Here is a 26,065-nt window from a genome sequence, read left to right as displayed (position 1 = left end):
GGCTGCCGCGAATGACCGACGCAGGCCCTCGGACGACGGGCCGGGGACTTCGGAGGAGTGCGGCGATGTGGACCTTGATCCTGATCGGTTTGCTCGGCGGGTTGATCACGGGGGTGTCGCCGTGCATCCTGCCGGTGCTGCCGGTCGTGTTCTTCGCCGGTGGAGCCAAGAAGACGGCCGACGGTGAGCCACCGCCCGAGCCGGACGTCGCGGGGGACGGCGGGGTCGCGGTGGCGACCCGGAAGCAGCAACGGGCCCGCAACCGGCGGCCGTACGCGGTGATCGGCGGGCTCGTGCTGAGCTTCACCGTCTTCACCCTGCTCGGCTCGTTGCTGATCAAGGCGCTGAACCTGCCGGACGACATCCTGCGGATCGTCGGGCTGGTCGTGTTGTCGGTCGTGGGCCTGAGCCTGCTGGTCCCGCCGCTGGAACGCCTGCTGGAGAAGCCGTTCTCGAAGCTGCCGCAGCGGAAGGTCAACCCCAACGGCGGCGGCTTCGGCCTCGGGCTGGGGCTCGGGCTGCTGTACGTCCCGTGCGCCGGACCGGTCCTGACCGCGATCACGATCGCCGCGGCCAACGGCAAGATCGGTGTCGAGACGGTTGCTCTCACCGTGTCCTTCGCGATCGGCGCGACCGCGCCGCTGCTGGTGTTCGCTCTGGCGGGGGCCAAGATCTCGGAGCGGGTGAAGTTCTTCCGCAAGAACAACGGCAAGGTCCGCGCGATCGGCGGCGTCGTCATGCTGCTGCTCGCGGTGGCGCTGTACTTCGACCTGCCGTCGCTGCTGCAGACCAAGCTGCCGGACTACACGGGTGCGTTGCAGGAGAAGGTGGAGGGCAGCGACGCGATCGGCAAGCTGCGGCTGTCGAACCTCGGTGACGCGAGCAACCAGGCGCTGGACAAGTGCGCGAACAACGACCAGGGCCGGCTGCGCGACTGCGGGCCGACGCCGGAGTTCGAGAACATCGACGCCTGGATCAACAGCTCGCCGCAGACGATGGCCGGGCTCAAGGGCAAGGTCGTGCTGGTCGACTTCTGGACGTACTCCTGCATCAACTGCCAGCGCAGCATCCCGCACATCAAGGACCTCTACTCCCGCTACCAGGCCGACGGTCTCGAAGTCGTCGGCGTGCACACGCCGGAGTTCGCGTTCGAGCACGACAAGGGCAACGTCGAGGCCGCGACGAAGAAGTTCGGCATCACCTACCCGGTGGCGATCGACAACGAGACGAGCACGTTCAACAACTTCCGCAACCAGTACTGGCCGGCGCGCTACCTGATCGACGCGACCGGGCAGGTCCGCTACTTCAAGCTCGGTGAAGGCGACTACGACCAGACGGAGAACCTGGTCCGGCAGCTGCTGCAGCAGGCCAAGCCGGGTGTGGCCCTGCCGGCGCCGGGCGACCTGCCCGACACCAGGCCGACGGATCAGCGCACGACCCGCGAGACGTACCTCAGCCGCGGCGAGCTGCCGAAGACCTACGCCCCGGGCGGAACCCCGCTGGCGCTGGAGAAGGAAACGAGCTACGCGTTCCCGTCGGTGGTGCCGGACGGCAAGGTCGCGTTCGCCGGCAACTGGACGGTCGACTACGAGAAGTCCACGGCGGGCGCGGGCGCGGAGGTCCGGCTCGGGTACACGGCCAGGAGCACGAACCTGGTGCTGGCGGGCGAGGGCACGGTGACGATCGCGAACGGCGACGGCCCGTCGCGCACGATCAAGGTGTCCGGGACGCCGAACCTGTACCGCCTGACGCAGACGCCGGACCTGCACACCGGCCAGCTGACGTTGACGCTCAGCCCGGGTCTGCAGGCTTACTCGTTCACCTTCGACTGAGCACGCGAGGACCACGGAAATGCTTGAGGGACAAGAAGAGGTGCGGGGCCTGATCGTCGTCGGGTCGGGTCCTGCCGGATACACCGCTGCCGTTTACGCGGCGCGGGCGCAACTCGAACCGCTGGTGTTCGAGGGCACGCAGTTCGGTGGCGCGCTGATGACGACGACCGAGGTCGAGAACTTCCCCGGGTTTCGCGACGGCATCATGGGTCCGGACCTTCTTCCGCGACCACGACATCGTGGTCGCCGGTGGTGGCGACTCGGCGATGGAGGAGGCGACCTTCCTGACGAAAGGTCGAGGGCCTGAAGCTGAAGGACACCATCACCGCGTCCGGCTCCGGCTGCAGCGCCGCGATCGACGCGGAACGCCGGCTCGCCGAACACAGCACAACCATGAGGAGAAGCCATGTTGGAAGTCACTGACGCCAGTTTCGCCACCGACGTCCTCCACAGCGAGAAGCCCGTTCTGGTCGACTTCTGGGCGACCTGGTGCGGACCGTGCAAGAAGCTCACGCCGGTGCTCGAAGAGATCGCGGCCGAACAGAGCGACGTGACGTTCGTGAAGCTGAACGTCGACGACAACCCGGACACCGCCCGCGACTACCAGGTGATGTCGCTCCCGACGATGATCCTGTTCGCGAACGGCGAGCCGGTGAAGCAGATCATCGGCGCGAAGAAGAAGACCGCACTGCTGTCGGACATCGCCGGCGCCCTGTAGCCGAGCCCGTCCTCCGCGCCGATCGGTCCACGGCACTGGCGGGGGCGGAGCGAGACGAGCACGGCGCCGGTGTCAGGTGCCGATCGCCAGCAGGACGACGTCGTCCTCGTGGCCGCCCGGCTCCACCATGTGCTCCAGTGCGGCGTCGGCCATGGCCTCTGGGGCCTGGCCGGCCAGCCGGGAGAGCAGCGTGCGGAGGCGGTCGATGGCCCGGTCGAGGTCTTCGCCGCGGCGTTCGATGAGGCCGTCCGTGTAGAGGAAGACCAGGTCGCCCGGCTCCAGGGTCCGTCGCTGGTCCGTGCGGTCGCGGGTCCGGAAGCCCAGGTGGCTGAAGAGCGCGTCGTGCTCGGTGAGCAGCTCTGTGCGGCCGTCGGCGTGGACCAGGATCGGGGGTGGGTGGCCCGCGTTGGTGCTCGTCAGCTCCCAGCGGCCGGTGCCGTCCGGGCTCAGGTGCGCGTGCAGCAGCGTGCCGCTCGCGGGGATGTCCAGCCCGGTCAGGGCGGCCTCCAGGGCTTCGACGGTCGCGGCCGGGCCGGCGTCGGGCAGGTTCCACGCGGTCTGGCGCATCATGCTGCGGACCTGCCCCATCAGCGTGGATGCGTGGACGTCGTGGCCGGTGATGTCGCCGACCGTCACGGCCAGGGCCGGCGCGCCGGGGAGCGGGACGGCGTCGTACCAGTCGCCACCGACGGCTTCGTCGACCTCGGACGGCCGGTAGCGGGCCGCGAGCCGCAGGCCGGGCACCGACGGCAGGTCCGTGAGCATGGCTTCCTGCAGCTCGCGGGCCACGCTGATCCGCCGCTCGAGCTGGCGGACGCGTTCGAGCGCCTGGGCGGTGTAGGTGGCCAGGGTGGTGATCACGGCGCGCTCGGCGCTGTCGAGCGCGTGCGGCCGGTCCCAGCCGAGGGTGAGGACGCCGAGGACGTCCCGGCTGCCGACGAGCGGCGCACAGGCCGTCGCGTGCAGGCGCAGGTCGCGGTAGAGCCGCCCGACGGCGTCGGGGAACTCCGCGTCGATCGCGGCCGGGTCCTCGTAGCACAGCAGCCGTCGTTCGCGGAACGCCTTCGCCGTGGCCAGGGCGGCGTCGGCCCGGAAGACGCCGAACTCGGCGTCGGCGAGGGCCGGGCGGCCCGGCTCGGGCACCCGGCGCAGCATCCCGCCGGGCTCGGCGACGACCAGCCCGATGTAGGTCGGCCGGTGCTCGGCGGAGACGAACCAGCTGATCTCGTGGCGGATCTGCGCCAGCGTCCGGCTCCCGGCCAGCGCCTGTGCGGCGCTGAGCAGGATCTCGTTGCGGGCGTGGGCGCGGTCGAGCTGGGTGGCCAGCTCGTCCCGGCGGTCGCGGTCGCGCTTGCTCTGCCGGGTGGCCAGGCGCAGGCGGATCTCGGTGGCGCACATCGTCGCCAGGTCCGTCAGGGTGGCGATCTCGTCGCCGGTCCAGGTCCGCGGCCGGGTGTCGATCGCGCACAGCGAGCCGAGCACGTGGCCGTCGGTGTCGGTCAGCGGGATGCCCGCGTAGGCGACGACGCCGAGGTCGGGGATGGCCAGGTTGTCGCTGGTCAGCGCCACCGTGCGGGCGTCGGCGAGCACGAGCGGTTCGCCGGTGATGACGACGTGCTGGCAGAACGAGTGGCTGAGCGGGGTGTGGCGGGCGGTGGCCCACGGCTCGGGGAGCCCCTGCATGCCGGGGAAGACCTGGCGGTCCGGCTCGACCAGGGACACCAGCGCCACCGGGACCCGCAGCTGCACCCGGACCATGGCGGCGAACCGGTCCATCGCGCTGTCCGCGCGGGCCGAGAGCCCGCTGTCGTGCAACGCGCCCGTCCGCCCCGGGTCGCAGAGGACCAGGTCGGGTCTGCCGTCCGGCACCGGGCTCGCCTCCCCGCCTCCGGTCGGTCCGGAGCACCAGGACAGCGTAAGTGGTGGGCCCGGGCGGACCGGGCGAGCGGGGCACCGGATCGCGGTACCCCGCTCGCCCGCCTCGCTGTGACGACGGGTCCGGTCAGGCCAGCGGGAGCCGCGCCACGGCGGCGGTGGTCGGCTGCGGCGAGCCCGCCGCGGGCTCCGTGGTGATGGCGACCCGGTCGGTGTCGCCCGGCAGGACCGCGCCGAGCGTCCCGTCGCCCGCCGGCAGCAGGCCGGCGGACTGCGGACCGCGCGGGCCGATCAGCCAGACCTGGTAGGCGTGCCCGGCGTCGAGCGCGGGCAGCCCCGAGGCGGTCACGACGACCCGGCCGAGCGACCGCGAGAGGATCGCGGTGGCCGCGCCGGCCCGGACGGTGACGGCGTCCGAGGCGTTCTGGACCTGGGCGGAGCCGGCGACCGGAACCGGTGTGGTGCCGGTCTGCGACAGGCCGATCCCGACGCCGCCGACCAGGATCGCGGCGGCGGCCGCGATCGACGCGGTGACGATCGTGGCGCGCTTGCGCCACGTCCGTCGCGCGGCGGCGGGTGCCACCCGGGGCGGGAGCTGCCGGGTCTCGGCGACCGCGGTGAGCACCCGGCTGCGCAGGCCGTTGCCGGGGACGGCCGTCATCGCGGCACCGAGGCGCGCGGCGGTCTCCCGGAGTTCGCGGACTTCCGCGGCGCAGGTCCCGCACTCGGCCAGGTGACGGTCGAAGGCGGCGCGTTCGAGGTCGGTGACGGCGTCGAGGACGTACGCACCGGTGAGGGTGTGGGCTTCGGCGGTGGTCATCGGGTCGCTCCCAACGCGTCCCGCAGGCGGATCATGCCGTCGCGCATGCGGGTTTTGACGGTGCCGATCGCGACGCCGAGCTTTTCGGCGACCTCCCGGCAGGTGAGTCCGTGGAAATAGGCGAGCAGGATCGACTCCCGCTGCAGATCGGTGAGCACGCCCAGCGCCTCCCGGACCAGGTCGCGGTCCACAGTGGACATCGTCGACTCGGCGACGTCGTCGTACGGGCGTCGCATGTCCAGCAGGTCGGATCGTTCCTGCCGGTTGCGGGCGGACTGCTCGGAGCGGACCCGGTCGATGGCCCGGCGGTGGGCGATCGTCAGCGCCCACGTGCTGACCTTCGCCCGCGCGGAGTCGAACTGGGCGGCCTTGCGCCAGATTTCGAGCAGCACCTCCTGGGTGACCTCTTCGGACTGCGCGCGGCTGCGCAGGACCTGCATCACGGTGCCGAAGATCGGGCTCGCGAGCTGGTCGTAGAGCAGGGCGAAAGCCTGCTCGTCGCCCAGCGCGGATCGCCGGAGGAGTTCTTCGGGGGTGGCGGGCGCGTTGTCCGGGTGGGTGCCGGTGGGTCGATGGAGGAGGGTTACGGTGGTGGCGCGTGCGGCGGCGGCCATGAAAGTCCTTCCCGGCCGGAGCCGAGCCTGTGACGCAGTGGATCGCTGCGAGCGGCCTGTCTTCAGATGTTCGAGGTCGACCCCGGTGCGTATTGGTCGTTGTTCCAGCCGAGCGGCCGACGCCCCTTTCGGGTGATCGTGGGTGTCGGGAAGGTCACGGCACCAATACGCTGGGCGGGTCAGAGCCGAACGCCGGGTATGACCGCAACGGAACTGGCTCGCCCCGAGACACCCGCGCCACCGGGGAAGACGCGGCTGCGGTTTTTCGCGGCCGCTTTCACCGGCGTCCTCGCCCTGGCCGCCGCACTGGCGGCCGGGCACCTGGTCGCGGGGTTCATCAGCATCAACGCCTCGCCCTACCTCGCGGTGGGCAACGGCGCCATCGACCTCACGCCGATCGAGCTGAAGGACTTCGCCGTCCGCACGTTCGGCACCTACGACAAGCTCGTGCTGCTGGGCAGCATGGCCGTGGTCATGGTGGGCGTCGCCGCGCTCGCGGGTGTCCTTTCGCGACGGTCGCCGGTGCCGGGCACCGTGCTCATCGCCGTGTTCGGCCTGGTCGGCGCGTTCGCCGTCTACCAGCGCCCGGACCTGAGCGCGGTCGCGCTGCTGGCCCCGGTCGCCAGCCTGATCGTCGGCGTCGCGGTTTTCCTTCTCCTGCACCGGATCGCGCCGCGGGTGTGGCGCGACCCGGAGACCGACGAGAAGACCGGCACGTCCCGGCGGCGGTTCCTGATCGGCGGCGCGGGTGTCGTCGTGGGTGCCGGCGCGGCCGGTCTCGGCGGGCAGCTGATCAGCTCGTCCCGCGACGCCACCGCGTCCCGGGAGGCGGTCGGCAAGCTCGTCCCGGCGCGCACGGCGCCGATGATCCCGGCGGACGCCGACTTCGCCAAGCTGGGCACGCCGCCGTTCCTGACGCCCAACGACAAGTTCTACCGCGTGGACACGGCGTTGTCGGTGCCGCAGGTGCGGACCGAGGACTGGAGCCTGCGGCTGCACGGCATGGTCGGCCGCGAAATCCGCTACAGCTACAACGACATCCGCAACCGGCCGCTGGTCGAGCGCACCGTCACCATGACGTGCGTGTCCAACGAGGTCGGCGGCGACTACGTGTCGACGTCGAACTTCATCGGCGTCGACCTGGCCGACCTGCTGCAGGAAGCCGGCGTGAAACCCGGCGCCGAGCAGCTGTTCTGCACCAGCGTCGACGGCTGGACCTCCGGCACGCCCGTCGCGGCCGCCCAGGATCGAGGCCGCGGCGCGATGCTCGCCATCGGCATGAACGGCGAGCCGCTCCCGCTGGAACACGGTTTTCCCGCCCGGCTCGTCACGCCCGGCCTGTTCGGCTACGTGTCGGCGACGAAGTGGGTCGTGGACATCGAGGTCACGACGTGGGCCGCGCGTCAGGCGTACTGGCTGAAGCGCGGCTGGAGCAAGGAAGCGCCGATCAAGACGGAGTCGCGGTTCGATTCGCACCGCGGGTTCGCCAGCGTCCCCAAGGGGAAGACGCGCGTCGCGGGCGTGGCGTGGGCCCAGCACACCGGGATCGAGAAGGTCGAGGTGCGCGTGGACCAGGGCCCGTGGCAGCAAACCACGCTGTCGCAGGAGGTCAACCTCAACACCTGGCGGATGTGGTGGACCGAGGTCGACCTGCCCGCCGGCGTGCACCAGGTGTTCTGCCGCGCCACCGACAAGTCCGGCTACACCCAGACCGACATGCGCGCGGGCACCGTTCCCGACGGCGCGACCGGCTGGCACAACGTCACGTTCACGGCCGCCTGAGAAAACCTTCCCCGAAACCAATCCGGTTCCCCGGGGGTTCCGAATCACCAGCAACAAGACGGAAACCGCTGAAGTTCCGTTTCCACCGCGTAATCCCCTGGAGTGAATTCATGAGCAAGCTTCGTATTGCCGGAATCGGTCTCACCGCGGCTGCCGCCCTGACCCTGACCGCGTGCAGTGGCAGCGACACCGCGTCGTCGGGCAGCTCCAGCGCCCCGGCCCCGTCGTCCTCGATGGCCGCCCCGTCGACCAGCGCCGCCGCCGGTGCTTCCGATGGCATGACGACCAACGCCGACGTCTTCGGCCCGGCCTGCTCGCAGCTGCCGCAGGGTTCCGCGCCCGGTTCGCTGGACTCGATGGGCCCGCAGCCCGTCGCCTCCGCCGCCTCGACCAACCCGCTGCTGACCAAGCTGGTCGCCGCGGTCAAGGCCACCAACCTGGTCGACACCCTCAACAGCGCGCCGGCCATCACGGTGTTCGCGCCGGCCGACCCGGCCTTCGCCGCGCTGGGTGACGCCAAGTTCAACGAGCTGGCGGGCAAGCCGGCCGAGCTGTCGCCGATCCTGCAGTACCACGTCGTCGGCAAGCGCTACGACGCCAAGGGCCTCGCGTCCGCCGGCACCCTCGACAGCCTCAACGCCGCCGGTGGGCCGCTGAAGATTGAAGGCACCGGGGACAACATGACCGTCAATGGCGCGAAGATTCTGTGCGGCAACATCCCCACCAAGAACGCCACCGTCTTCGTCATCGACAAGGTGCTCACCCCCGGCACCAACAAGTAAGTCCTTCGTCCGGTCGTCGCCGTAGCCGAATCTCCATGGCTACGGCGACGACCGGTTTTCCGCGTTCGACGGCAGCACCGGGGCCGCGGGCGGGCTCCACTTCTCCTCGATGCGGCCGAAGTGCCAGACGGCGAGGGCGGCCAGCCAGGTGAGGACGAAGAGCCCGACGATCAGGAAGCCGCGCGAACGCCCAGGCGTAGGCGAAGTTCGTGAAGCACCCGTCGATGGCGTCGAACGCGTGCCGCATGCCGAGCGTGAACGCCGTGACCCCCAATCCCAGGCCGAACACCCCGGACGGTGGTGTTCTTCGGCATCGCGCTCATCGCCGCCTCGAGTTCGGGGGACACGGTGGAGCAGGGAATATCGGTGACACCAGACAGATGAACAGGTCGAAGGCAACGGCCGGAATGTTCACCTGTTCGGGAGTGAACCGGACCACACACGGCTCCGAATGGGATCGTGCTTGCCCGGAAGAACGGGCCCGGAGGCTGTTTCCGCATCGGGCGGGAACGACCCGGAACGGCACCGGCGACGGTGCCGTCGGTGAAAGGTCTGCTGCATGCCAGTACTGCTCCCGTCCCGCCGGACCCGGCGTGTGGGCCTCTCCCTGCTCGCGGTGGGGAGTGTGGTGCTCACGAGCGCGCTGATCGGCCTGGGCACCGATCTCGCCGCCGCGTCGAGCCACCGCGAGGCGCCGCTCATCGCCGGGGACCCGCCGGTCGACAACACCGACGTCTACGCCTTCGTCAGCCCGGACAAGCCGGACACCGTCACGCTGGTCGCGAACTGGTACCCGTTCGAGGAACCCAACGGCGGCCCGAACTTCTACCCCTGGGCCACCGACGCCCACTACGACATCAACATCGACAGCGACGGCGACGCCAAACCGGACCTGACCTACCGGTGGACGTTCAAGACCGACGATCGCCGCGGCAAGTCGACGTTCCTCTACGACAACGGCCCGGTGACGTCGCTCGACGACCCGAACCTGTTGTTCCGCCAGAGCTACGACCTCGACGTGATCGACAAGTACGGCCGCTCGAAGAACGTCGTGCGCTCCGGCAAGACGGCGCCGTCGAACACCGGTGCGGCGTCGATGCCGAACTACGGCGCGCTGCGCGATCAGGCCGTGACGAACCTGCCCGGCGGCGGCAAGAGCTTCGCCGGCCAGGCCGACGACTCGTTCTTCCTCGACCTGCGCGTCTTCGACCTGCTCTACGGCGGCAACCTGTCCGAGGTCGGCCAGGACACCCTGCGCGGCTACAACGTCAACACCATCGCGCTGCAGGTGCCGAAGTCCGCGCTCGCGCTGAACGGCAACGCGGCCCGCAACCCGGTGATCGGCGTGTGGAGCGACACCGAACGGCAGTCGCTGAGCATCAAGACCCCGGGCAAAGACACCCAGGCCGGCCCGTACGTCCAGGTCTCGCGCCTGGGCAACCCGCTGGTCAACGAGGTCGTCGTGCCCGCCGGGCTCAAGGACAAGTTCAACGCGCTCACCCCGGACCAGGACCACAACGTCCCGGAGCTGGTCAGCCGGGTCACCGACCCCGAGGTGCCCAAGCTGATCCAGGCCATCTACGGGCTCCCGGCCCCCGCGACCCCGCGCAACGACCTGGCCGAGATCTTCCTGACCGGCGTCACCACCAAGGCCGGTGGCCCGATCAAGGCGGACCTCAACTCGCAGCTGAACAACGCCGACGTCAACGCCAAGAAGTTCACGCCGTCGGAGATGCTGCGGCTCAACACCGCGGTGCCGGTCGCGGCGAACCCGAACCGGCTCGGCGTCCTCGCCGGTGACCTGCAGGGCTTCCCGAACGGGCGCCGGCTCACCGACGACGTCGTCGACATCGAGGTCCAGGCGCTCGAAGGGGCCGCGCAGACCGGCGTCATCGTCCCGGCGCTGGCGACCGGGGACAAGGTGGACGCCAACGACGTGCCGTTCGGGAGCGCCTTCCCGTACGTCGCGCTGCCGCACAACTCCGCGGTGAACGCGGGCGGCGGAGGCGGGGCCGCCGGTGGAGGTGCCACGTCCGGAGGAGCCGCCGGTCCCGCTGCCGGCACCCCGTTCCCGGTCAAGCCCGCGCTCGGCGGCCTGGCCGCCGCGGCGCTGCTGGGGTCCGGCGTGTGGTTGCTGCGGCGCCGTCCCGGTACCGCGGTCGAATAAGTCCACCGACGCCGGTGGCGGGTGCTCGGCACCCGTCACCGGCGTCCGGCCGTGAGGTCCCCGAATGTCCGAACGCTCCACCCGCCCGCGCCGGATCCTGGCGGTCGTCGTCCTGGTCGCCGGCGCGGTGACGCTCGTCGCGAGCGTCTCGGCCGGGCAGTCCGCCCCCGCCGCGGGTCCCGCGCCGGTCCCCGTCGCGCAGAACACGCTGGCCCACAGCATCAGCGTCGCGCAGGACAAGCTCCGCCGGACGCCCCAGGACCCGCTCACCTGGGCCCAGCTCGGCACCGCCTACGTCGAGCAGGCCCGGATCACCGCGGACCCCGCCTACTACCCGAAAGCGCAGGGCGCGCTGGAGAAGTCCCTGCAGCAGCAGCCCGAGGGCAACGGCCCGGCGCTGATCGGGATGGGTGCGCTCGCCAACGCCCGGCACGACTTCGCCGCCGGGAAGACCTGGGGCGAACGCGCGGAAGCCGCGTTGCCCGACACCGCCGAGTCCTACGGCGTGCTCGCCGACGCGCTGACCCAGCTCGGCGACGCAGGCGGGGCCACCGACGCGATCCAGCGGATGCTCGACCACAAGCCCGGCGTGTCGTCCTTCACCCGCGCCTCCTACGACCTCGAGCTGCACGGCCGGGTCGACGACGCCCGGGCGGCCCTGCAACGCGCGGTCGCCGACGCCACCAGCCCCAGCGACGTCGCCTTCTGCCGCTACTACCTCGGCGAACTCGCGTTCAACTCCGGCGACCTCGACGCCGCGGCGGCCGAGTACGACCAGGGGCTGGCCGTCGACACGCGGAACGTCTCGCTGCTGGAGGGCCGGGCCAAGGTCGCCGCCGCGCGCGGCCGGGTCGACGACGCTCTGGCCGGCTACCGCGACATCGTCGCCCGGGTGCCGCTGCCGCAGTACCTGCAGGAGTACACCGACCTGCTCGTCGCGGCCGGCCGCGGGCCCGAGGCCGAGCAGCAGTTCGCGGTGCTCGACAGCCAGCAGCGGCTCTTCGCCGCGGCCGGGGTCACCGACGACCTGACCGCGTCCGCCGTCGCCGCGAGCCGCGGCGACAACGCCGGTGCGCTGGCGCACGCGCAGGCCGAATGGGGACGCCGGCAGAATGTGCTCGTCGCCGACGCCCTCGGCTGGGCCCTGCACCTCAACGGCCGCGACGCCGAGGCGGTGACCTACCTCGACCGCGCCGCCTCGCTCGGCGGGCGCACCGCGACGTTCGCGTACCACCGGGGTATGACGCTCTCGGCGCTGCACCGCGACGCCGACGCCGTCGCGGCGCTGTCGGACGCGCTCGGCACCAACCCGTACTTCTCCCCGCTCGGCGCCCCGGACGCGCGCCGGACGCTCGACCGGCTCAAGGCGGCGCGGTGAAACGGCTCGTGGCCGTCCTGTTCGGGCTGCTGGCGCTCGCACTCCTCGCCGCGCCGGCCGCGGCCGCGCACCCGCTCGGGAACTTCACGGTCAACCACTACGACGGGCTGACGCTGCACCCGGGCACGCTCGACCTGTTGTCCGTTGTGGACAGTGCGGAGATCCCGACGGTCCAGGACAAGCCGGCCGTGGACACCGACCACGACGGCGTGGTCAGCGCCGCGGAGGCCGCTGCCCGGGCCGCCGTCGACTGCGCGGCCAAGCTGTCGGCCACGCCCGTCACGGTCGACGGCCGGCTCGTGCCGCTGACGCTGAACTCCAGCACCCTGGAGTTCCCGCCGGGCCAGGCCGGGCTCGCGACGAGCAGGCTCACCTGCGCGATGTCCGCGCCCGCTCGGCTGGACCGGGCCGCGACGCTGACGATCCGCGACGGCTTCCGCACCGACCGGATCGGCTGGCGCGAGATGACCGCCGTCGGCGACGGCGTCCGCCTCCCGGCCGACGGGCTGCCGACGTCCAGCGTCAGCAACGAGCTGCGTGCCTACCCCGACGACCTGCTGGCCAACCCGCTCGACGTCCGCGAGGCCACCCTGCGCGTCGAACCCGGGGCCGGCGGGGGTGCCGCCGCCGACGTCGCCCCGCACCTCGGGCCGCTGGACGCGGTGGTCGGCACGGTCACCCGGACGTTCACCGGCTTGGTCGGCACCGACGACCTGACCCCGGCGGTGGGCGCGCTCGCCGTGCTGCTGTCGCTGCTCCTCGGCGCGTCGCACGCCGCCCTGCCCGGGCACGGCAAGACGCTGATCGCCGCCTACCTGGCCGGGAAACGCGGGTCGACGCGGGACGCGCTGGTCGTCGGCGCGACGGTGACGGTGACCCACACCGCCGGGGTGCTGCTGCTGGGGTTGGTCATCAGCGGGTCGAGCGCGCTCGCGGGGGAGAGCGTGCTGAGCTGGCTCGGGGTGGCGAGCGGGCTGCTGGTGACGGGCATCGGCGGCTGGCTGCTGGTGACGGCGCTGCGCAACCGCGCGAAGCAGGTGCCGGAGGAACCGGTCCTGGTCGGTGCCGTCGCCGGAGCGGGAACGCCCGGCCACGGACATGGGCACGGTCATGGGCATGGCCACGGCCACGGGCATGGACACGGACACGGGCATGGGCAGGGCTTCGGGCGTGGCGGACTGATCGGGATGGGGGTCGCCGGGGGGCTGGTCCCGAGCCCGTCGGCGCTCGTCGTCCTGCTGGGCGCGGTCGCGCTCGGCCGGACGTGGTTCGGCGTCCTGCTGGTCTTCGGCTACGGGTTCGGCATGGCGGCCACCCTGACCGCCGTCGGCCTGATCCTGGTCCGGCTGCGCGACCGCCTGGAGACGATGCGCCGCATGGACCGGCTGCGGGCCCGGGCCGCCCGGTTGTCCGGCTGGATGCCGGTGCTCACCGCGACACTGGTGCTGGTGGTCGGGCTCGGCCTGGCCGTCCGTGCCGCGACGGGAAACGGATGACGATGCGCGTGATCGCCGTACTGGCCTGCTTGCTCTTGGTCGCCGGGTGTTCGGCCGCCCCGCCCGATCCCGGGCCGGTGTTCGACAACGAGGGCAACCAGCCGGTCGGCTGCATGAAGCACCAGCCGGCCGGTCCGGGCGCCCGCTACCGCGATCCGGCGCAGGTCCGGACCGACGAAACCCTGCCCCTGCTGCGGTACTACACCGCCAACGGGCGGAAGCCGTACTGCGACCGCGCGGCGCCGTCCGACGCCGACCGGGCGTGGGCGGGGGTGTACGTCACCTTGGGGGCCGACCGCGCGAACGTCGCGGGCGTCCTGGGCTGACGGCGCTCAACGCGGGATCAGCTCCCGGAGCTTGGCCGCGGCCAGCCGCACGCGCGACTTCACGGTGTTGACCGGAATCCCCAGTGCCGCGGCGATTTCCCGGTAGGCCACCCCGTCGATGTAGGCCCGCGTGAGCAGGATCTGCTGTTCCTTCGGCAGTTTCGCCAGCGCGTCCCGGAGCCTGCGGACCTCGGCCCCGGTGAGGGCCTGTTCGCTGGGATCGGGCTCGGTCGGGATCAACGCTTGTCGGGCGACCAGGTTGTCGCGCTCGCGCGCCGCCTGTGCCGCGCGCACCCGGTCGACGGCCCGCCGCCGCGCGATCATCGTGACCCAGCGGGCGCCGGTGCCCTGCGCGACGTCGAAGCGGGCCGCTGTCGCCCAGAGTTCGAGGAACGTCTCCTGGGTGACCTCTTCGGACTGCGCGTGGTCCTGCACCACGCCGAACACGATGTGGAAGACCAGGCCGAAGAATTCCCGGTACAACCGGTCGAAGGCGGAACGGTCTCCGCACGCCACCCGCTCGAGCAGTTCTTCCATGGCCGCGATTCCTGTCTCGGCAGTCTGAACGACAGAACGTGAACTCGTTTCGGGCAGCGGGGGCCGGGCTGCCTGTCCATGAAGCGTTCGAGGCATTGGCGCGTCGGGCTTGGTCCGAGCCGGCGCCGCGCGGACGAAGCCCGGCGGACCGGTGCCGCGGAGACTGGGCCATCAGAGTGATCCTCGCGAGGATCAGGTCAGGGGATTTCTCACCCTGATGTGCGTTTCGTCGCAGGTGGCGGGGATGCGCCCGGAGAATCCGGGTGTTCTGCAGGCCGGCCGGGTCGCCTTACCGGGTGAACCCGATCGGGTGGGCCTCCGAACCATGGTGGTCGGTGGACACCGATCCGAGATCTGGCCGAGGCGGTCCGACCCGGGGTGCGCGGCAACCGGTGAGGTTGCCGCCCGCACTCGGATGATCGCCGGTTTCGCTGACTTTCGTCTTTGCTCCGGCCGGATCTCACCAACGAGCCTGCTCGGCTTCGAGCCGGACGCAGCGCGCAGAGAGCGTGGTGTCGAATGCGATCTTTCAGGAACGACAGGGTTTTCGGCGGTAAGCCGGTGCTGGGTATCGCCGGCGAGACCGACCGCCGGGCCTTCCTCCGGATGGCGGGTCTGGTCGGGGTCGGCGCGACCCTGGTCGCGGGCGGCCTGGGGTCGGTGGTGACCTCGGCGATCGCCGCGCCGGCCGCCGGTGACGCGGGTGATCTCGAGATCCTCAACTACGCGTTGACGCTCGAGTACCTGGAGTCGGACTTCTACACGATGGGGCTGGCGAAGAAGCTCGTCAGCGGCCGTGAACTCGAGCTGATCACCGAGATCGCCGACCACGAGAGCGCGCACGTCACGGCGGTCACGGCGTTGATCAAGCAGCTCGGCGGCACCCCGGTCGCCAAGCCGGCGATCAAGTACCCGGACGAGACGTTCAAGGACAAGGCGGGTTTCCTGAAAGCGGCGTCCACCTTCGAAGAGGTCGGCGTGACGGCGTACCACGGTCAGGTCGGGCTGATCAAGAGCGGTGACGTGCTGGGCGCGGCCGCGTCCATCGCCGGTGTGGAGTCGCGGCACGCGGCCGTGCTGGCCTCGCTCATGGGCGGCGCGCCGTTCCCCGCGCCCATCGAGAAGCAGCGGACGAAGGACGAAGTCCTCGCCATCGTCAAGCCGTTCCTCTCCTGACTTCCCGACCTCGTAAGGAAAGCACTCATGAACAGGCGTGATCTCATCCACGGGCAGGCCACCGACGTCTCGCCCCAGCTGGCACTCGGCGCGCTCAACAACCGCTGGGCGCTGGCCCAGGCCGGCGACTTCGGGAGCGACCTCGACGTCCTCAACTACGCGCTGACGCTGGAGTACCTCGAATCGGCGTTCTACGTCCAGGGCAACAAAGCCGTCTCCCTCGAAGGAGCGGAAGCCGACTACCTCAAGCAGATCCAGTCCGACGAGGAGTCGCACGTCACGACCCTGACCGCGACGATCAAGAAGCTGGGCGGGACCCCGGTCGAAGCGCCGATGGTGAACTTCGGGGCCGCGTTCGACAACCGCATGAGCTTCCTGACGGCCAGCCACACCTTCGAGAACGTCGGTGTCGGCGCCTACCTCGGTGCGGCGGGCTTCGTCAAGGACAAGACCATCCTGCAGGCCGCGGCGGGCATCTTCGGTGTGGAAGCCCGGCACGCGGCGGTCGTCGGGAACCTGCTCGGCCTGCCCGCCAAGGGCGGGGTCTTCATGGGCAACACCGAGACGCCGAAGGACAAGGCGACCGTGCTCGCCGCCGTCGCGCCGTTCCTGGTCGCCACGCCGACCGTGCCGAAGGGCGCCCCGGCGATGGGCGCGGGCGGTGCGAGCGACGACAAGACCGGCATCGCCCTCACGGCCACCGGAGCGGTCCTGGTCGCCGGCGCGGCGGCGGTCGCCGTGGGCCGCCACCGCCGTCCGGGCGACGACGAAGAAACCCGTGGCTGACCAGGTTCCCGAGCCCGGCGGGCGTCGTGTCGACGCCCGCCGGCGCCGCCGCGTGCTCCTGCCGGCGCTCGCGGTGGTGCTGGCCCTGACCGGCGGCGGCCTGGTCTGGGCCGGCGTCACCCACAAGCCCGGCCCAGACCCCGTCGCCGCGGCCGGCAGCATCCCCGCACCGGCCACGAAGACCCCGCCGCCCACGACGCCCACCGGCCGCCCGGCCCCCCGCCCGACGGTGCCGTTGCCCCGGTCGACGCCGGTCTCGATCCAGGTGCCCAGCATCGGCGTGGACGGTTCGCTGCTGTCGCTGGGCCTCAACCCCGACCGGACCGTCGAGTCGCCCAAGGACTTCAGCAGAGCCGGGTGGTACGACTACGGCCCGACCCCGGGCGAGGCGGGCGCGTCGGTCATCCTGGGCCACATCGACTCCTACCGCGGCCCGGCCGTGTTCTACCGGCTGTCCAAGCTCACACCGGGGGCCGAGATCCACATCCGCCGCAGCGACGGCAGAACGGCCACGTTCACGGTCGACGCCCTGAGGCAGTACCCGAAGAGCCGATTCCCGGCGGAGGACGTCTACGGAGCAGTCGAGTACGCGGGCCTACGCCTGGTCACCTGCGGTGGCGACTTCGACCGAGCGGCGCGCAGCTACCTGGACAACATCGTCGCCTACGCCCACCTCACCGGAACGAGCTGAGCAGCCCGACGCGAACCGGTACCCGAGGTCGTTCGTCCACACAGGACCGTGATGGATGCCTCGGCGCTGGTGTCACGCCTGGACCAGCCTGATGTCACGGGCGTAACGTGCGCGGGATGGGTGTCGAACCTCGTGGCCACCCGGCACCGCGGCTTCGCGCCGTCGGCCGGCAGTGACCGGCTCGTTCTGGTGGGACCTGCTGATCGGCGCCGCCATCGCGCTCGTGCTGGCCTGGCTCGCGCTGATCGTCGCGCTCGTCGTCGTCCGGCCGCGGGGCGGTCTCCTGCGCGAGGCCCTGCGGCTGCTGCCTGACGTGCTGCGGCTCATCCGGCGCCTGGCCGCGGACCCCGCCCTGCCCCGCGGCGTCCGGATCCGGCTCGGTCTCCTGCTGGTCTACCTCGCCATGCCGATCGACCTGATCCCCGACTTCATCCCGGTGCTCGGCCACGCCGACGACGCCATCATCGTCACGGCCGTCCTCCGCGGCGTCGTCCGCCGCGCGGGACTCGACGCCGTGCGCGCCCACTGGCCCGGCACCGACGACGGCTTCGCCGCGGCGGCCCGCCTGGCCGGAATCCGCACCCCGGCGAACTGACCGTTCCGCTCGTGCGGGGAGGGCCGCCGTTCGTCCGTGATCCGGTGCCGGTCGTTCGTGATCGGTTGCCGGGCCCGGCGCGGGGCGCAGAAGGTAACAGCCATGTTCGTGCACTGTCTCGGAGTCGCGGCCGGCGGCGGATATCCGCAGTGGAACTGCGCGTGCGCCGGCTGCCGGAAGGCCCGTGCCAAGACCGAAGCCGCGACGACCCACGCCGGGATCGCCGTCTCCGGAACCGGTGAGCGGTGGTTCCTGCTGAACGCGACCCCGGACGTCCACCACCAGATCGCGGCGGATCCCGCGCTGCACCCGGGCCCGGAAGTCCGCGAGACACCGGTGGCCGGGGTGCTCCTGACGGACGCGGAGTTCGATCACACGATCGGCCTGCTGGTGCTGCGGGAGGGATCGGCGCTGACGGTGTACGGGACGTCGCCCGTGCTCGAAGCGCTGACCACGTCCTTCCCGGTCCGGGACCTGCTGAGCGATTACGCCGACCTCTCCTGGTCCCGGCTCGACACCGGCCGGCCCCTGGACCTGGACGACCGGTTGCGCGTGACGGCCTTCCCGACCGGGTCCAAGCCACCTCGCTACGTCGGGCGTCCGGGCGCCTCGGCCGAGTGGGAGGTGGGGTTCCGCCTGGAAGACCGGGTGACGGGCGGAACCGTGGTGTACGCGCCGACGCTGCCCCGGTGGGACGCGGCGTTCGCCGAGCAGGTGGCGCCGGCCGACTGCGTCTTCCTGGACGGCACGTTCTGGACGGACGACGAAATGTCCGGCCAGGGCGCGGGAAGCCGGACCGGGCGCTCGATGGGACACTTGCCCGTCGGTGGCGCCGACGGCTCCGCTCACGCGCTGGCCGCGCTGCCGGCGAAGCGGAAGATCTACACGCACATCAACAACACGAACCCGATCCTCGACGAAGAGTCCCCGGAGCGACGCCGGCTGACGGACCTGGGCATCGAGGTCGGTCGGGCCGGCTTGGAGGTGGAAGTGTGAACGCCTGGTCCTCGGAAGCGACGGAGGAGTTCGAAGCGCGGCTGCGGTCGATCGGGGAGAAGCGGTACCACCACCTGCACCCGTTCAACGAACGGATGCACGCGGGCTCGCTGACCGAAGAGGAGTTCCGGGGGTGGGTGCGGAATCGCTTCTACTACCAGGTGAACCTGCCGGTGAAGGACGCGTTCATCCTGACCAAGCTCCCCGGCCGGGACGACCGGCGCCGGTGGATCCAGCGCATCATCGACCACGACGGGCGCACGGGGGACGAGGGCGGCCTCGAGAAGTGGGTGCGCCTGGGCGCAGCCGTCGGGTTGACCCGCGAGCAGCTGTTCGACAACGACACGGTGCTGCCCGGCGTGCGCTTCGCCGTGGACGCCTACGTGGACTTCTGCCGCCGGCGGCCGTGGCTGGAGTCCGTGGCGTCGGCTCTGACCGAGCTGTTCGCGCCGGATCTGCTCAGCCGCCGGATCACCGACGTCGAGCACCACTACCCGTGGATCGCGCCGGAAGGCCTGGACTATTTCCGGGCCCGGCTCACCCAGCAGCCGAAAGACATCGCGCACCTGCTCGACCTGGTGCTCGGCCACGCGACGTCCCGGGAGCAGCAGGACGCCTGCGCGCGGGCGCTGGAGTTCAAGTGCGACGTCCTCTGGAGCCTGCTCGACGCCGTGCAGCTCGCGTACGGCAAGAGTTCGTGATGGACACCGGCGACCTGACGGCCACGCCCCGGCTGGCCACCAAGGCGGTGCTCAAGCACGACAGCGTCCGGGACGTGGAGCTGCTGCTGCTACCCGAGAGGGTGGTGCTCCTGAACAAGTCCGGCGCGGCGATCCTGGGACTCTGCGACGGCAGCCGGACCGTGCGGCAGCTGGTCGAGCGGCTCGAGCACGACTTCGAGGCGACCGATCTCACCAGCGACGTCATGGCGTTCCTCCAGGACGCCAGCGGCCGCGGCTGGGTGGTGGTCACATGACCGCGCCGCCGCCCTACGGCCTGCTGGCCGAGGTCACCCACCGGTGCCCGCTGCACTGCGTCTACTGCTCGAACCCCCTGGCGCTGCTCGAGCGGCAGGACGAGCTCGGCACCGAGCACTGGCTGCGGGTGCTCGGCGAAGCGGCCGGGCTCGGCGTCCTGCAGGTCCACTTTTCGGGCGGCGAACCCCTCGTCCGCGGCGATCTGGAGACGCTGGTCGCCGAGTGCCGCCGCCTCGGCCTGTACACGAACCTCATCACCAGCGGCCTCGGGCTCACCGAGCGCCGCGCGGAATCGCTCGTCGCGGCGGGGCTCAACAGCGCACAGCTGAGCATCCAGGGCGACGCCGCCGAGGCGACGGACCTGATCGCGGCGAGCAAGCGCTTCGACAAGAAGGAAGCGGCCGCGCGCGTCATCCGCGACGCCGGGCTGCCGCTGAACATGAACGTCGTCCTGCACCGGCTGAACCTGGACCGGCTGGACGCGATCATCGACGTCTGCGTGAAGTGGGGCGCCGAACGGCTGGAGCTCGCCAACGCCCAGTACTACGGCTGGGCGCTGCGCAACCGCGAACCGCTGATGCCGAGCCAGGCCCAGCTGGACGAGGCGGTCGGCGTCTACGCCCGCCGGAAGGCCGAACTGGCGGAGCGGCTGGAACTGCTCTGGATCCTCCCGGACTACTACGAGACCTACCCCAAGCCGTGCATGGGCGGCTGGGCGCGCACGGCGCTGACCGTCGCCCCGGACGGCGTCGTCTACCCCTGCCCGGTGGCCGCCGGGATCACGACGATGGAGTTCGCTTCGGTGCGCGACCACGACCTCGCGTGGATCTGGACGAAGTCGGCCGCGTTCGAGGCGTTCCGGGGCACGGACTGGATGCCCGGCCCGTGCCGGAGCTGCCCGCGCAAGGAGCTGGACTTCGGCGGCTGCCGGTGCCAGGCCTTCGCGCTGACCGGCGACGCGGGCCGCACCGATCCGGTGTGCAAGCACTCGCCGGACCACCACCTGGTGCAGGACGTCCTGCTCCGGGCCAACCGGGAAGATCCCGGCGGGCAGCTCGTCCACCGCGGGCCGACGGTTCCGGCGCACGAGCGGTAGTCCCATTCGTGGGCCGCGGAGCGCCGTTCGGCACCGGTTGCCGACCGCTGGTTCAAGATCGGTTGTAGCGCCTCCGCCGGATCCCAGATGCTCTTCGATGTCCGCGACAGAGGAGGAAAACATGCAGTGGGAAACTCCGGAGTACACGATCGTCGAGGTGTGCGCTGAGGTCACCGGCTACTTCTACCGGGGCTGACCGCAGAGTCCCCGTGTCGGCGTGAGGCCCCGGCTCCCGGAATCCGACCGGGGCCTTCCGCCACCCTGGTCCTTCTCCCGAGGTGGTTCGAGTGACGCTTGAATTCCTTCCGCTGATCGCCCTCGCCTTCGGTCTCAGTCTCGACAACTTCCGCTCGTCGATCGCCATCGGCACCATCCCGTTCGGCTGGCGGCGCGCTCTGCAGGTGGCCCTCGTCTTCGGCGTGTGGGACGCGGTGGGGCCGCTGCTGGGCGGATTCCTCGGTCACTTCCTGGGCGACTTCCTCGGTGACTGGGCCGAGTACATCGGGGCGGCCGCGCTCGGGTTGTACGGGGTGTACTTCATCGTCGGGGCGATCCGGCACCCGGAGCCCGAAGACATGGACCACCCCTGGGTGACGCTCTTCGGGATGCCGCTTTCGCTGAGCATCGACAACTTCATCGCCGGCACGAGCCTGGGCATCGCCGGGTTCTCCCTCGTGGTCCCGATGCTGGCCTTCGGCGGCATGACCGTGCTCATGTCGTTCGCCGGCCTGTACGTGGGGCGGCTGGCCGCCAAGGTCGTCCGGGTCCGGTCCGACCTGTTCAGCGGGATCGCGCTGCTCGGCGCGGCGATCCTGCTGCCACTGGCCTTCGGCTGAACCGTGGGTGACACCGGATGCCCGAGAACCCCGACACCCACGTCTACCGCACCTACGACAAGGTCCTGGGCACGACCCGGGCGGCCCGGCGGAACCCGCCGGTGGCGAACGGTGACCCCAACGACTGGTGGCCGCACCGGGTCGACCTGACGGCCCTGCACCGGCGCTCGCTCCCGGACTTCGGCTACGCCGCGGAATTCGCGACGGTGGACCTCGGCGAACTGGCGCGGGACGTCGACGAGGTGCTCACGACGTCCCAGGACTGGTGGCCCGCCGAATTCGGGCACTACGGTCCCCTCGTGCTGCGCATGGCCTGGCACGCCGCGGGCACCTACCGCGTCAGCGACGGCCGGGGCGGCGCCGCTGCCGGCATGCAACGCTTCGCCCCGTTGAACAGCTGGCCGGACAACCGGAACCTCGACAAGGCGCGCCGGTTGCTGTGGCCGGTCAAGAAGAAGTACGGGCGCCGGATCTCCTGGGCGGACCTGATGGTCTTCGCCGGCAACCGGGCACTGGAGTCCATGGGCTTCAAGACTTTCGGGTTCGGCGGCGGCCGTCCCGAGGTGTGGGGACCCGACGAGACGTACTGGGGTCCGGAACGCAAGTGGCTGGCCGAAGAGCGCTACAGCGGCCTGCGCGAGCTCGACGAACCCCTGGCCGCCACCGAGATGGGGCTGATCTACGTCGACCCGCAGGGCCCGGCCACCAACCCCGACCCGCGGCTCGCCGCCCGCGACATCCGGGAGACCTTCAAGCGGATGGGACTGGGCGACGAGGAGACGGTGGCGCTCATCGCGGGCGGGCACACCTTCGGCAAGACCCACGGCCCGGCGGAGCCGAACGCGGTCTGCGGGCCCGAACCCGAGGCCGCGCCGCTCACCGCGCAGGGCCTGGGCTGGACCGGCAGGCACGGCAGCGGCATCGCGGCCGACACGGTCACCAGCGGACTGGAAGGGATGTGGACGCGCACGCCCGCCGCGTGGGACCACACGTTCTTCGAGACGCTCTTCGAGTACAAGTGGGACGTCGAGCTCAGCCCGGCCGGCCTGTGGCAGTGGATCCCGGCCGACGGCCAGGGCGAAGGCACCGTGCCGGACCCCTTCGACCCGGACGTGAAACACCACCCGGTCATGCTCACCACGGACCTCTCGCTGCAGGAGGACCCGGTCTACGCGGCGATTTCGCGGCGGTTCCTGGAGCACCCGGACCAGTTCGAGGACGCGTTCGCGCGGGCCTGGTTCAAGCTGACCCACCTCGACATGGGCCCGCGCCGGCGGTACCTGGGGGCGCTCGTCCCGGCCGAACCGCTGATCTGGCAGGACCCGGTGCCGGCGGTGGACCACGAGCTCGTGGACGCCGGCGACGTCGCCGCCCTCAAACGCGAGATCCTCGGCTCCGGCCTGAGCGTCACCCAGCTCGTGGCGACGGCGTGGGCGTCGGCTTCGACCTACCGCGACAGCGACAAGCGCGGCGGGGCGAACGGCGCGCGGATCCGGCTCGCACCGCAGCGCGGCTGGCCGGTCAACGAACCCGGGCAGCTGAACGTCGTCCTGCCCGTGCTGGAAAGGATTCACCAGCGGTTCAACGCCGCGCAGCCGGGGGACAAACGGATCTCGATGGCCGACCTGATCGTGCTCGGCGGGTGCGCCGCGGTGGAGCGCGCCGCCGCGGCCGGCGGCCACGACGCCGGCGTCCCGTTCCGGCCCGGGCGCACCGACGCGACCCAGGAGTGGACCGACGTCGAGTCGTTCGGCGTGTTGCACCCCTGGGCGGACGGCTTCCGGAACCACCTGCGCGACGGCTTCCGGCTGCCGCCCGAGCACCTGCTGATCGACCGGGCGAACCTGCTGACCTTGAGCGCACCCGAGATGACCGTGCTGCTCGGCGGGCTGCGGGTGCTCGGCGTCACCCACCGGCGTTCTCCGGTGGGGGTGCTGACTTCGGCGCCGGGGTCGTTGACGAACGACTTCTTCGTCAACCTGCTGGACATGGCGACGGTGTGGGCGCCGAAGGGGAGCGGGGACCGGTGGAGCGCGATCTACGAGGGCCGCGACCGGGGCACCGGGGAGGTGAAGTGGACCGCGAGCCGGGTCGACCTCCTCTTCGGTTCGCACTCCGAGCTGAGAGCGCTTTCGGAGGTGTACGCGAGCGACGACGCGGGCGGGAAGTTCGTCCGGGACTTCGTCGCGGCGTGGGTGAAGGTCATGGAACTAGACCGGTTCGACCTGCGGTGAACGGTACCTCTCGCCGGGCGAACGGTGGGGCCGGGCTGTTCTGTGGCAACGGATATCGTGCGGACGGGCCCGGAGGTAGAGTCCGAACGCGTTGCAGGACAACAGAAGTCCGAAGCACCTGTAGGAGGTGGGTCCGATGACGACTGCCCAGGAACGAGAAGACCTCCTGGTCGATCTCCGCGGACAGAACAAGGCGACCATCGGTGCCGTGCTCGGGTCCGGCACGATCGCCAAGGCGACCGAGCGGGCCGACGGGACGATGGAAGCGACCATCCGGATCCGTGAGGACGCCATGGCGTGGGAACCGGGGGTGCTGATCATGCCGCACTCCGGCGTCCTCGAGCTGACGATCATCAACGACGACAAGAACACCCACGCCTGCTTGCTGCCCAGCAACGGGGACAAGCAGTTCATCGGCCTGCTGAACCACTCGAAGGGCAGTGCGACCATCGAACTGGACGGTCCCGGCTGCTACTGGTACGGCTCGCCGGCCGGCAACGACGAGGGCCGGGGCCTGACCGCCGCCATCGTCGTGACCGGTGAAGTGCCGCCGGAGGCCAAGCTCGACCGACCCGCCCAGCCGCGGCCGTAGAAAGGCAGGAACCACCATGACGATCGAATACCTCGACGCCGGCAAGGCGATCGACCACGGCAAGCTGTCCAACCTGCCGCACCGCGCGCCGGACGTGACGCGCGGCCTCGGCTACGAGCGCATCCTCCGGGCACGCAGCGAATCGCACAACTGGATCACCTACTACGGCGACTACGACGGCAAGCGGCACAGCCTGCTCGAGGAGATCGACGCCGGGAACGTCAAGGACCTGAAGGTCGCCTGGATCTTCCAGGCGGGGGCGAGCGGAATGATCGCCTCGACGTCGACCTACGCGTTCGAGGCCTGCCCGCTGGTCGTCGACGGCGTCATGTTCGTCACCGGCTGGGACGGCTGGCTCTGGGCGCTCGACGCGAAGAGCGGCGAGCAGCTGTGGCGCTACAAGCACGCGATCCCGATCGACGTGACCCTGTGCTGCGCCAACGTCAACCGCGGCTGCGCGGTGGCGAGCGGCAAGGTCTACATGGTGACCCAGAACGCCCAGCTGGTCGCGCTCGACGCCACCACGGGGCGGAAGGTCTGGCAGAAGCCCATCGGCGACGTACGAGCCGGCGAGAGCGCCACGATCGCCCCGCTGGTCATCAAGGACACCCTCATCACCGGGTCCTCCGGCGGCGAGTACGGCGTCCGCGGCCACATCGACTGCTGGGACCTCGAGACCGGCGAGCGGCGCTGGCGCACCTACACCGTGCCGAAGCCGGGCGAGCCCGGCTCGGAGACCTGGCCCGCCGACGGCGAGGCCTGGCAGCGCGGCGGCGCGAACCACTGGGTCACCGGAAGCTTCGACCCGGAGCTGAACCTCTACTACGCGGGCACCGGGAACCCGGCTCCCGACTTCGACGGCGACGTCCGCGTAGGGGACAACCTCTACACCGACAGCGTGGTCGCGCTGGACGTCGACACGGGCGAGATCCAGTGGCACTACCAGTTCACCCCGCACGACCTGTGGGACTACGACTCCACGATGGAGATGACCCTGTTCGAGCGGGACGGCAAGAAGCTGCTGGCCCACTTCGACAAGAACGGGTACATGTTCGTCCTCGACCGCACCAACGGCGAGCTGCAGCACGTCACGCCGTTCGTCGACCGGATCGACTGGGGCGTCATCACCCGCGACGGCAAGGTGACCGCGCGGAAGTACCCGGACAAGGAAGGCGAGCCCTGCCACTTCTTCCCCGGCCCCGCCGGCGCGAAGGAGTGGACGCACGCGTCGTACAACCCGGACCACGACCTGTTCTACGTCCCGGTGGCCGACGTGGGCGCCACCGCCACCCGGCGTCGCCGCGAGTTCAAGGAGGGCATGCCCTACTGGGGTGCCGCCGTCGAGGTCGACGTCGACGACATGGCCGGCTCGGTCAGCGCGTTCGACTCCCACGGTGAAGAGAGGTGGCGCCACCGGCTCGACAGCATGCCGATGGCCGCGTCGACCCTCAGCACCGCGGGGAACGTCGTGTTCGCCGGCACGCCCGCGGGTGATTTCCTGGCGCTGCACGCGGAAACGGGGGAGAAGCTCTGGAGCTTCCAGTGCGGCTGCGGTCACCACAGCAGCCCGAGCACCTACAGCGTCGAGGGCAAGCAGTACATCGCGGTGCCGGTCGGCTGGGGTGGCTGGCTCGAGGGCATCGTCCCCGGCATGTCCGGTCAGGGACACGGTGCCGCGCTGATCGTCTTCGCCCTGTGACGGGAAACCACCGCTGACGCGGCCGAGCCGTCGCCGCGGCGACGGCTCGGCCACGGGACC

25 protein-coding genes and 1 pseudogene are annotated in these 26,065 nt (G+C 71.0%); 22 read left to right on the top strand and 4 right to left on the bottom strand.

Features of this window, described 5'->3' with window-relative positions:
• The first annotated feature begins 65 nt into the window (after positions 1-65).
• The 3 genes and pseudogenes from MUY22_RS45880 (at position 66) to trxA (ending at position 2,550) form a co-directional block, all read left to right on the top strand.
• Positions 66-1,832 (top strand): cytochrome c biogenesis protein DipZ, encoded by a 1,767-nt coding sequence (locus MUY22_RS45880; protein ID WP_247054313.1) that lies wholly within the window; start codon positions 66-68, stop codon positions 1,830-1,832.
• A 19-nt stretch (positions 1,833-1,851) separates the two neighbouring features.
• A pseudogene (locus MUY22_RS45875) lies at positions 1,852-2,085 on the top strand (FAD-dependent oxidoreductase); the annotation flags it as partial.
• A gap of 153 nt (positions 2,086-2,238) precedes the next feature.
• A complete protein-coding gene (trxA, locus tag MUY22_RS45870; protein WP_247054311.1) occupies positions 2,239-2,550 on the top strand; it encodes a thioredoxin in 312 nt (103 codons plus the stop codon).
• 72 nt (positions 2,551-2,622) lie between these two features.
• Here trxA and MUY22_RS45865 read toward each other — a convergent pair whose 3' ends face one another.
• The 3 genes from MUY22_RS45865 to sigK form a co-directional block, all read right to left on the bottom strand.
• The gene (locus MUY22_RS45865; protein ID WP_247054309.1) at positions 2,623-4,419 is read right to left on the bottom strand and encodes a GAF domain-containing SpoIIE family protein phosphatase; all 1,797 of its coding nucleotides are present in this window, start codon (positions 4,417-4,419) and stop codon (positions 2,623-2,625) included.
• Between the two features lie 133 nt (positions 4,420-4,552).
• Entirely contained in the window at positions 4,553-5,245 is a 693-nt protein-coding gene (locus MUY22_RS45860; RefSeq protein WP_247054307.1) for an anti-sigma factor domain-containing protein, read from the bottom strand.
• Complete coding sequence (gene sigK / locus MUY22_RS45855; RefSeq protein ID WP_247054305.1) at positions 5,242-5,859, bottom strand: ECF RNA polymerase sigma factor SigK; 618 nt, start codon at positions 5,857-5,859, stop codon at positions 5,242-5,244. The genes MUY22_RS45860 and sigK overlap by 4 nt, the downstream gene beginning before the upstream one ends.
• A gap of 198 nt (positions 5,860-6,057) precedes the next feature.
• On the opposite strand from sigK, the gene MUY22_RS45850 reads away from it, so the two are divergent.
• The 6 genes from MUY22_RS45850 to MUY22_RS45820 all read left to right on the top strand — a co-directional run bounded on the left by MUY22_RS45850 (position 6,058) and on the right by MUY22_RS45820 (position 13,790).
• The gene (locus tag MUY22_RS45850) at positions 6,058-7,641 is read left to right on the top strand and encodes a molybdopterin-dependent oxidoreductase (RefSeq protein ID WP_247054303.1); all 1,584 of its coding nucleotides are present in this window, start codon (positions 6,058-6,060) and stop codon (positions 7,639-7,641) included.
• Between the two features lie 110 nt (positions 7,642-7,751).
• A complete protein-coding gene (locus tag MUY22_RS45845; RefSeq protein WP_247054301.1) occupies positions 7,752-8,423 on the top strand; it encodes a fasciclin domain-containing protein in 672 nt (223 codons plus the stop codon).
• 559 nt (positions 8,424-8,982) lie between these two features.
• Complete coding sequence (locus MUY22_RS45835) at positions 8,983-10,590, top strand: DUF4331 domain-containing protein (RefSeq protein ID WP_247054299.1); 1,608 nt, start codon at positions 8,983-8,985, stop codon at positions 10,588-10,590.
• 64 nt (positions 10,591-10,654) lie between these two features.
• Positions 10,655-11,968 carry a lipopolysaccharide assembly protein LapB gene (locus MUY22_RS45830; protein ID WP_247054297.1) on the top strand — a complete coding sequence of 438 codons (1,314 nt, stop codon included), beginning with the start codon at positions 10,655-10,657 and terminating at the stop codon, positions 11,966-11,968.
• Complete coding sequence (locus tag MUY22_RS45825) at positions 11,965-13,464, top strand: nickel/cobalt transporter (RefSeq protein WP_247054295.1); 1,500 nt, start codon at positions 11,965-11,967, stop codon at positions 13,462-13,464. Before MUY22_RS45830 ends, MUY22_RS45825 begins: the two co-directional genes overlap by 4 nt.
• Positions 13,461-13,790 (top strand): hypothetical protein, encoded by a 330-nt coding sequence (locus MUY22_RS45820; RefSeq protein WP_247054293.1) that lies wholly within the window; start codon positions 13,461-13,463, stop codon positions 13,788-13,790. The genes MUY22_RS45825 and MUY22_RS45820 overlap by 4 nt, the downstream gene beginning before the upstream one ends.
• 6 nt (positions 13,791-13,796) lie before the next feature.
• On the opposite strand, the gene MUY22_RS45815 is transcribed toward MUY22_RS45820, so the two are convergent.
• Positions 13,797-14,327 (bottom strand): sigma-70 family RNA polymerase sigma factor, encoded by a 531-nt coding sequence (locus MUY22_RS45815; RefSeq protein WP_247054291.1) that lies wholly within the window; start codon positions 14,325-14,327, stop codon positions 13,797-13,799.
• Between the two features lie 519 nt (positions 14,328-14,846).
• Here MUY22_RS45815 and MUY22_RS45810 point away from each other — a divergent pair.
• From MUY22_RS45810 to MUY22_RS45750, 13 genes are all read left to right on the top strand, one after another.
• On the top strand, positions 14,847-15,503 hold the full coding sequence (locus MUY22_RS45810) for a ferritin-like domain-containing protein (protein ID WP_247054289.1): 657 nt from the start codon (positions 14,847-14,849) through the stop codon (positions 15,501-15,503).
• 27 nt (positions 15,504-15,530) lie between these two features.
• Positions 15,531-16,289, top strand: a complete 759-nt coding sequence (locus tag MUY22_RS45805; RefSeq protein WP_247054287.1) for a ferritin-like domain-containing protein — start codon at positions 15,531-15,533, stop codon at positions 16,287-16,289.
• Positions 16,282-16,980, top strand: a complete 699-nt coding sequence (locus tag MUY22_RS45800) for a class F sortase (protein ID WP_247054285.1) — start codon at positions 16,282-16,284, stop codon at positions 16,978-16,980. Before MUY22_RS45805 ends, MUY22_RS45800 begins: the two co-directional genes overlap by 8 nt.
• A 172-nt stretch (positions 16,981-17,152) precedes the next feature.
• On the top strand, positions 17,153-17,575 hold the full coding sequence (locus MUY22_RS45795) for a YkvA family protein (protein WP_247054283.1): 423 nt from the start codon (positions 17,153-17,155) through the stop codon (positions 17,573-17,575).
• A 102-nt stretch (positions 17,576-17,677) separates the two neighbouring features.
• A complete protein-coding gene (pqqB, locus tag MUY22_RS45790; protein ID WP_247054281.1) occupies positions 17,678-18,571 on the top strand; it encodes a pyrroloquinoline quinone biosynthesis protein PqqB in 894 nt (297 codons plus the stop codon).
• Positions 18,568-19,272, top strand: coding sequence for a pyrroloquinoline-quinone synthase PqqC (pqqC, locus tag MUY22_RS45785; protein ID WP_247054279.1), 705 nt, complete (start codon positions 18,568-18,570; stop codon positions 19,270-19,272). The genes pqqB and pqqC overlap by 4 nt, the downstream gene beginning before the upstream one ends.
• Positions 19,272-19,547, top strand: coding sequence for a pyrroloquinoline quinone biosynthesis peptide chaperone PqqD (gene pqqD, locus MUY22_RS45780; RefSeq protein ID WP_247054276.1), 276 nt, complete (start codon positions 19,272-19,274; stop codon positions 19,545-19,547). Before pqqC ends, pqqD begins: the two co-directional genes overlap by 1 nt.
• A complete protein-coding gene (gene pqqE, locus MUY22_RS45775) occupies positions 19,544-20,644 on the top strand; it encodes a pyrroloquinoline quinone biosynthesis protein PqqE (protein ID WP_247054275.1) in 1,101 nt (366 codons plus the stop codon). The genes pqqD and pqqE overlap by 4 nt, the downstream gene beginning before the upstream one ends.
• A gap of 97 nt (positions 20,645-20,741) precedes the next feature.
• A complete protein-coding gene (gene pqqA, locus MUY22_RS45770; RefSeq protein WP_247054273.1) occupies positions 20,742-20,840 on the top strand; it encodes a pyrroloquinoline quinone precursor peptide PqqA in 99 nt (32 codons plus the stop codon).
• Positions 20,841-20,931: 91 nt separating this feature from the next.
• Positions 20,932-21,480, top strand: coding sequence for a manganese efflux pump (locus MUY22_RS45765; RefSeq protein WP_247054270.1), 549 nt, complete (start codon positions 20,932-20,934; stop codon positions 21,478-21,480).
• 17 nt (positions 21,481-21,497) lie between these two features.
• Positions 21,498-23,714, top strand: a complete 2,217-nt coding sequence (gene katG / locus MUY22_RS45760; RefSeq protein WP_247054269.1) for a catalase/peroxidase HPI — start codon at positions 21,498-21,500, stop codon at positions 23,712-23,714.
• Positions 23,715-23,850: 136 nt separating this feature from the next.
• Positions 23,851-24,306 carry an MSMEG_3727 family PQQ-associated protein gene (locus MUY22_RS45755; RefSeq protein WP_247054267.1) on the top strand — a complete coding sequence of 152 codons (456 nt, stop codon included), beginning with the start codon at positions 23,851-23,853 and terminating at the stop codon, positions 24,304-24,306.
• Positions 24,307-24,322: 16 nt separating this feature from the next.
• Positions 24,323-26,005, top strand: a complete 1,683-nt coding sequence (locus MUY22_RS45750; RefSeq protein WP_247054265.1) for a PQQ-dependent dehydrogenase, methanol/ethanol family — start codon at positions 24,323-24,325, stop codon at positions 26,003-26,005.
• Positions 26,006-26,065 lie beyond the last annotated feature (60 nt).

The organism is Amycolatopsis sp. WQ 127309, from assembly GCF_023023025.1.
Lineage (GTDB): Bacteria > Actinomycetota > Actinomycetes > Mycobacteriales > Pseudonocardiaceae > Amycolatopsis.
Note: the sequence above shows the minus strand (reverse complement) of the source record. Positions and strands in the feature narration are given on the sequence as shown.

Excerpts from the sequence above, each read along its gene's own strand:
- MUY22_RS45820 (WP_247054293.1), top strand. The coding sequence starts at position 13,461 with ATGACGATGCGCGTGATCGCCGTACTGGCCTGCTTGCTCTTGGTCGCC.
- MUY22_RS45835 (WP_247054299.1), top strand. The coding sequence starts at position 8,983 with ATGCCAGTACTGCTCCCGTCCCGCCGGACCCGGCGTGTGGGCCTCTCC.
- katG (WP_247054269.1), top strand. The coding sequence starts at position 21,498 with ATGCCCGAGAACCCCGACACCCACGTCTACCGCACCTACGACAAGGTC.
- MUY22_RS45805 (WP_247054287.1), top strand. The coding sequence starts at position 15,531 with ATGAACAGGCGTGATCTCATCCACGGGCAGGCCACCGACGTCTCGCCC.
- pqqD (WP_247054276.1), top strand. The coding sequence starts at position 19,272 with ATGGACACCGGCGACCTGACGGCCACGCCCCGGCTGGCCACCAAGGCG.
- MUY22_RS45880 (WP_247054313.1), top strand. The coding sequence starts at position 66 with ATGTGGACCTTGATCCTGATCGGTTTGCTCGGCGGGTTGATCACGGGG.
- pqqB (WP_247054281.1), top strand. The coding sequence starts at position 17,678 with ATGTTCGTGCACTGTCTCGGAGTCGCGGCCGGCGGCGGATATCCGCAG.
- MUY22_RS45750 (WP_247054265.1), top strand. The coding sequence starts at position 24,323 with ATGACGATCGAATACCTCGACGCCGGCAAGGCGATCGACCACGGCAAG.
- MUY22_RS45810 (WP_247054289.1), top strand. The coding sequence starts at position 14,847 with ATGCGATCTTTCAGGAACGACAGGGTTTTCGGCGGTAAGCCGGTGCTG.
- sigK (WP_247054305.1), bottom strand. The coding sequence starts at position 5,859 with ATGGCCGCCGCCGCACGCGCCACCACCGTAACCCTCCTCCATCGACCC.
- MUY22_RS45815 (WP_247054291.1), bottom strand. The coding sequence starts at position 14,327 with ATGGAAGAACTGCTCGAGCGGGTGGCGTGCGGAGACCGTTCCGCCTTC.
- pqqA (WP_247054273.1), top strand. The coding sequence starts at position 20,742 with ATGTCCGCGACAGAGGAGGAAAACATGCAGTGGGAAACTCCGGAGTAC.
- MUY22_RS45755 (WP_247054267.1), top strand. The coding sequence starts at position 23,851 with ATGACGACTGCCCAGGAACGAGAAGACCTCCTGGTCGATCTCCGCGGA.
- MUY22_RS45860 (WP_247054307.1), bottom strand. The coding sequence starts at position 5,245 with ATGACCACCGCCGAAGCCCACACCCTCACCGGTGCGTACGTCCTCGAC.
- pqqE (WP_247054275.1), top strand. The coding sequence starts at position 19,544 with ATGACCGCGCCGCCGCCCTACGGCCTGCTGGCCGAGGTCACCCACCGG.
- MUY22_RS45845 (WP_247054301.1), top strand. The coding sequence starts at position 7,752 with ATGAGCAAGCTTCGTATTGCCGGAATCGGTCTCACCGCGGCTGCCGCC.
- MUY22_RS45850 (WP_247054303.1), top strand. The coding sequence starts at position 6,058 with ATGACCGCAACGGAACTGGCTCGCCCCGAGACACCCGCGCCACCGGGG.
- trxA (WP_247054311.1), top strand. The coding sequence starts at position 2,239 with ATGTTGGAAGTCACTGACGCCAGTTTCGCCACCGACGTCCTCCACAGC.
- MUY22_RS45830 (WP_247054297.1), top strand. The coding sequence starts at position 10,655 with ATGTCCGAACGCTCCACCCGCCCGCGCCGGATCCTGGCGGTCGTCGTC.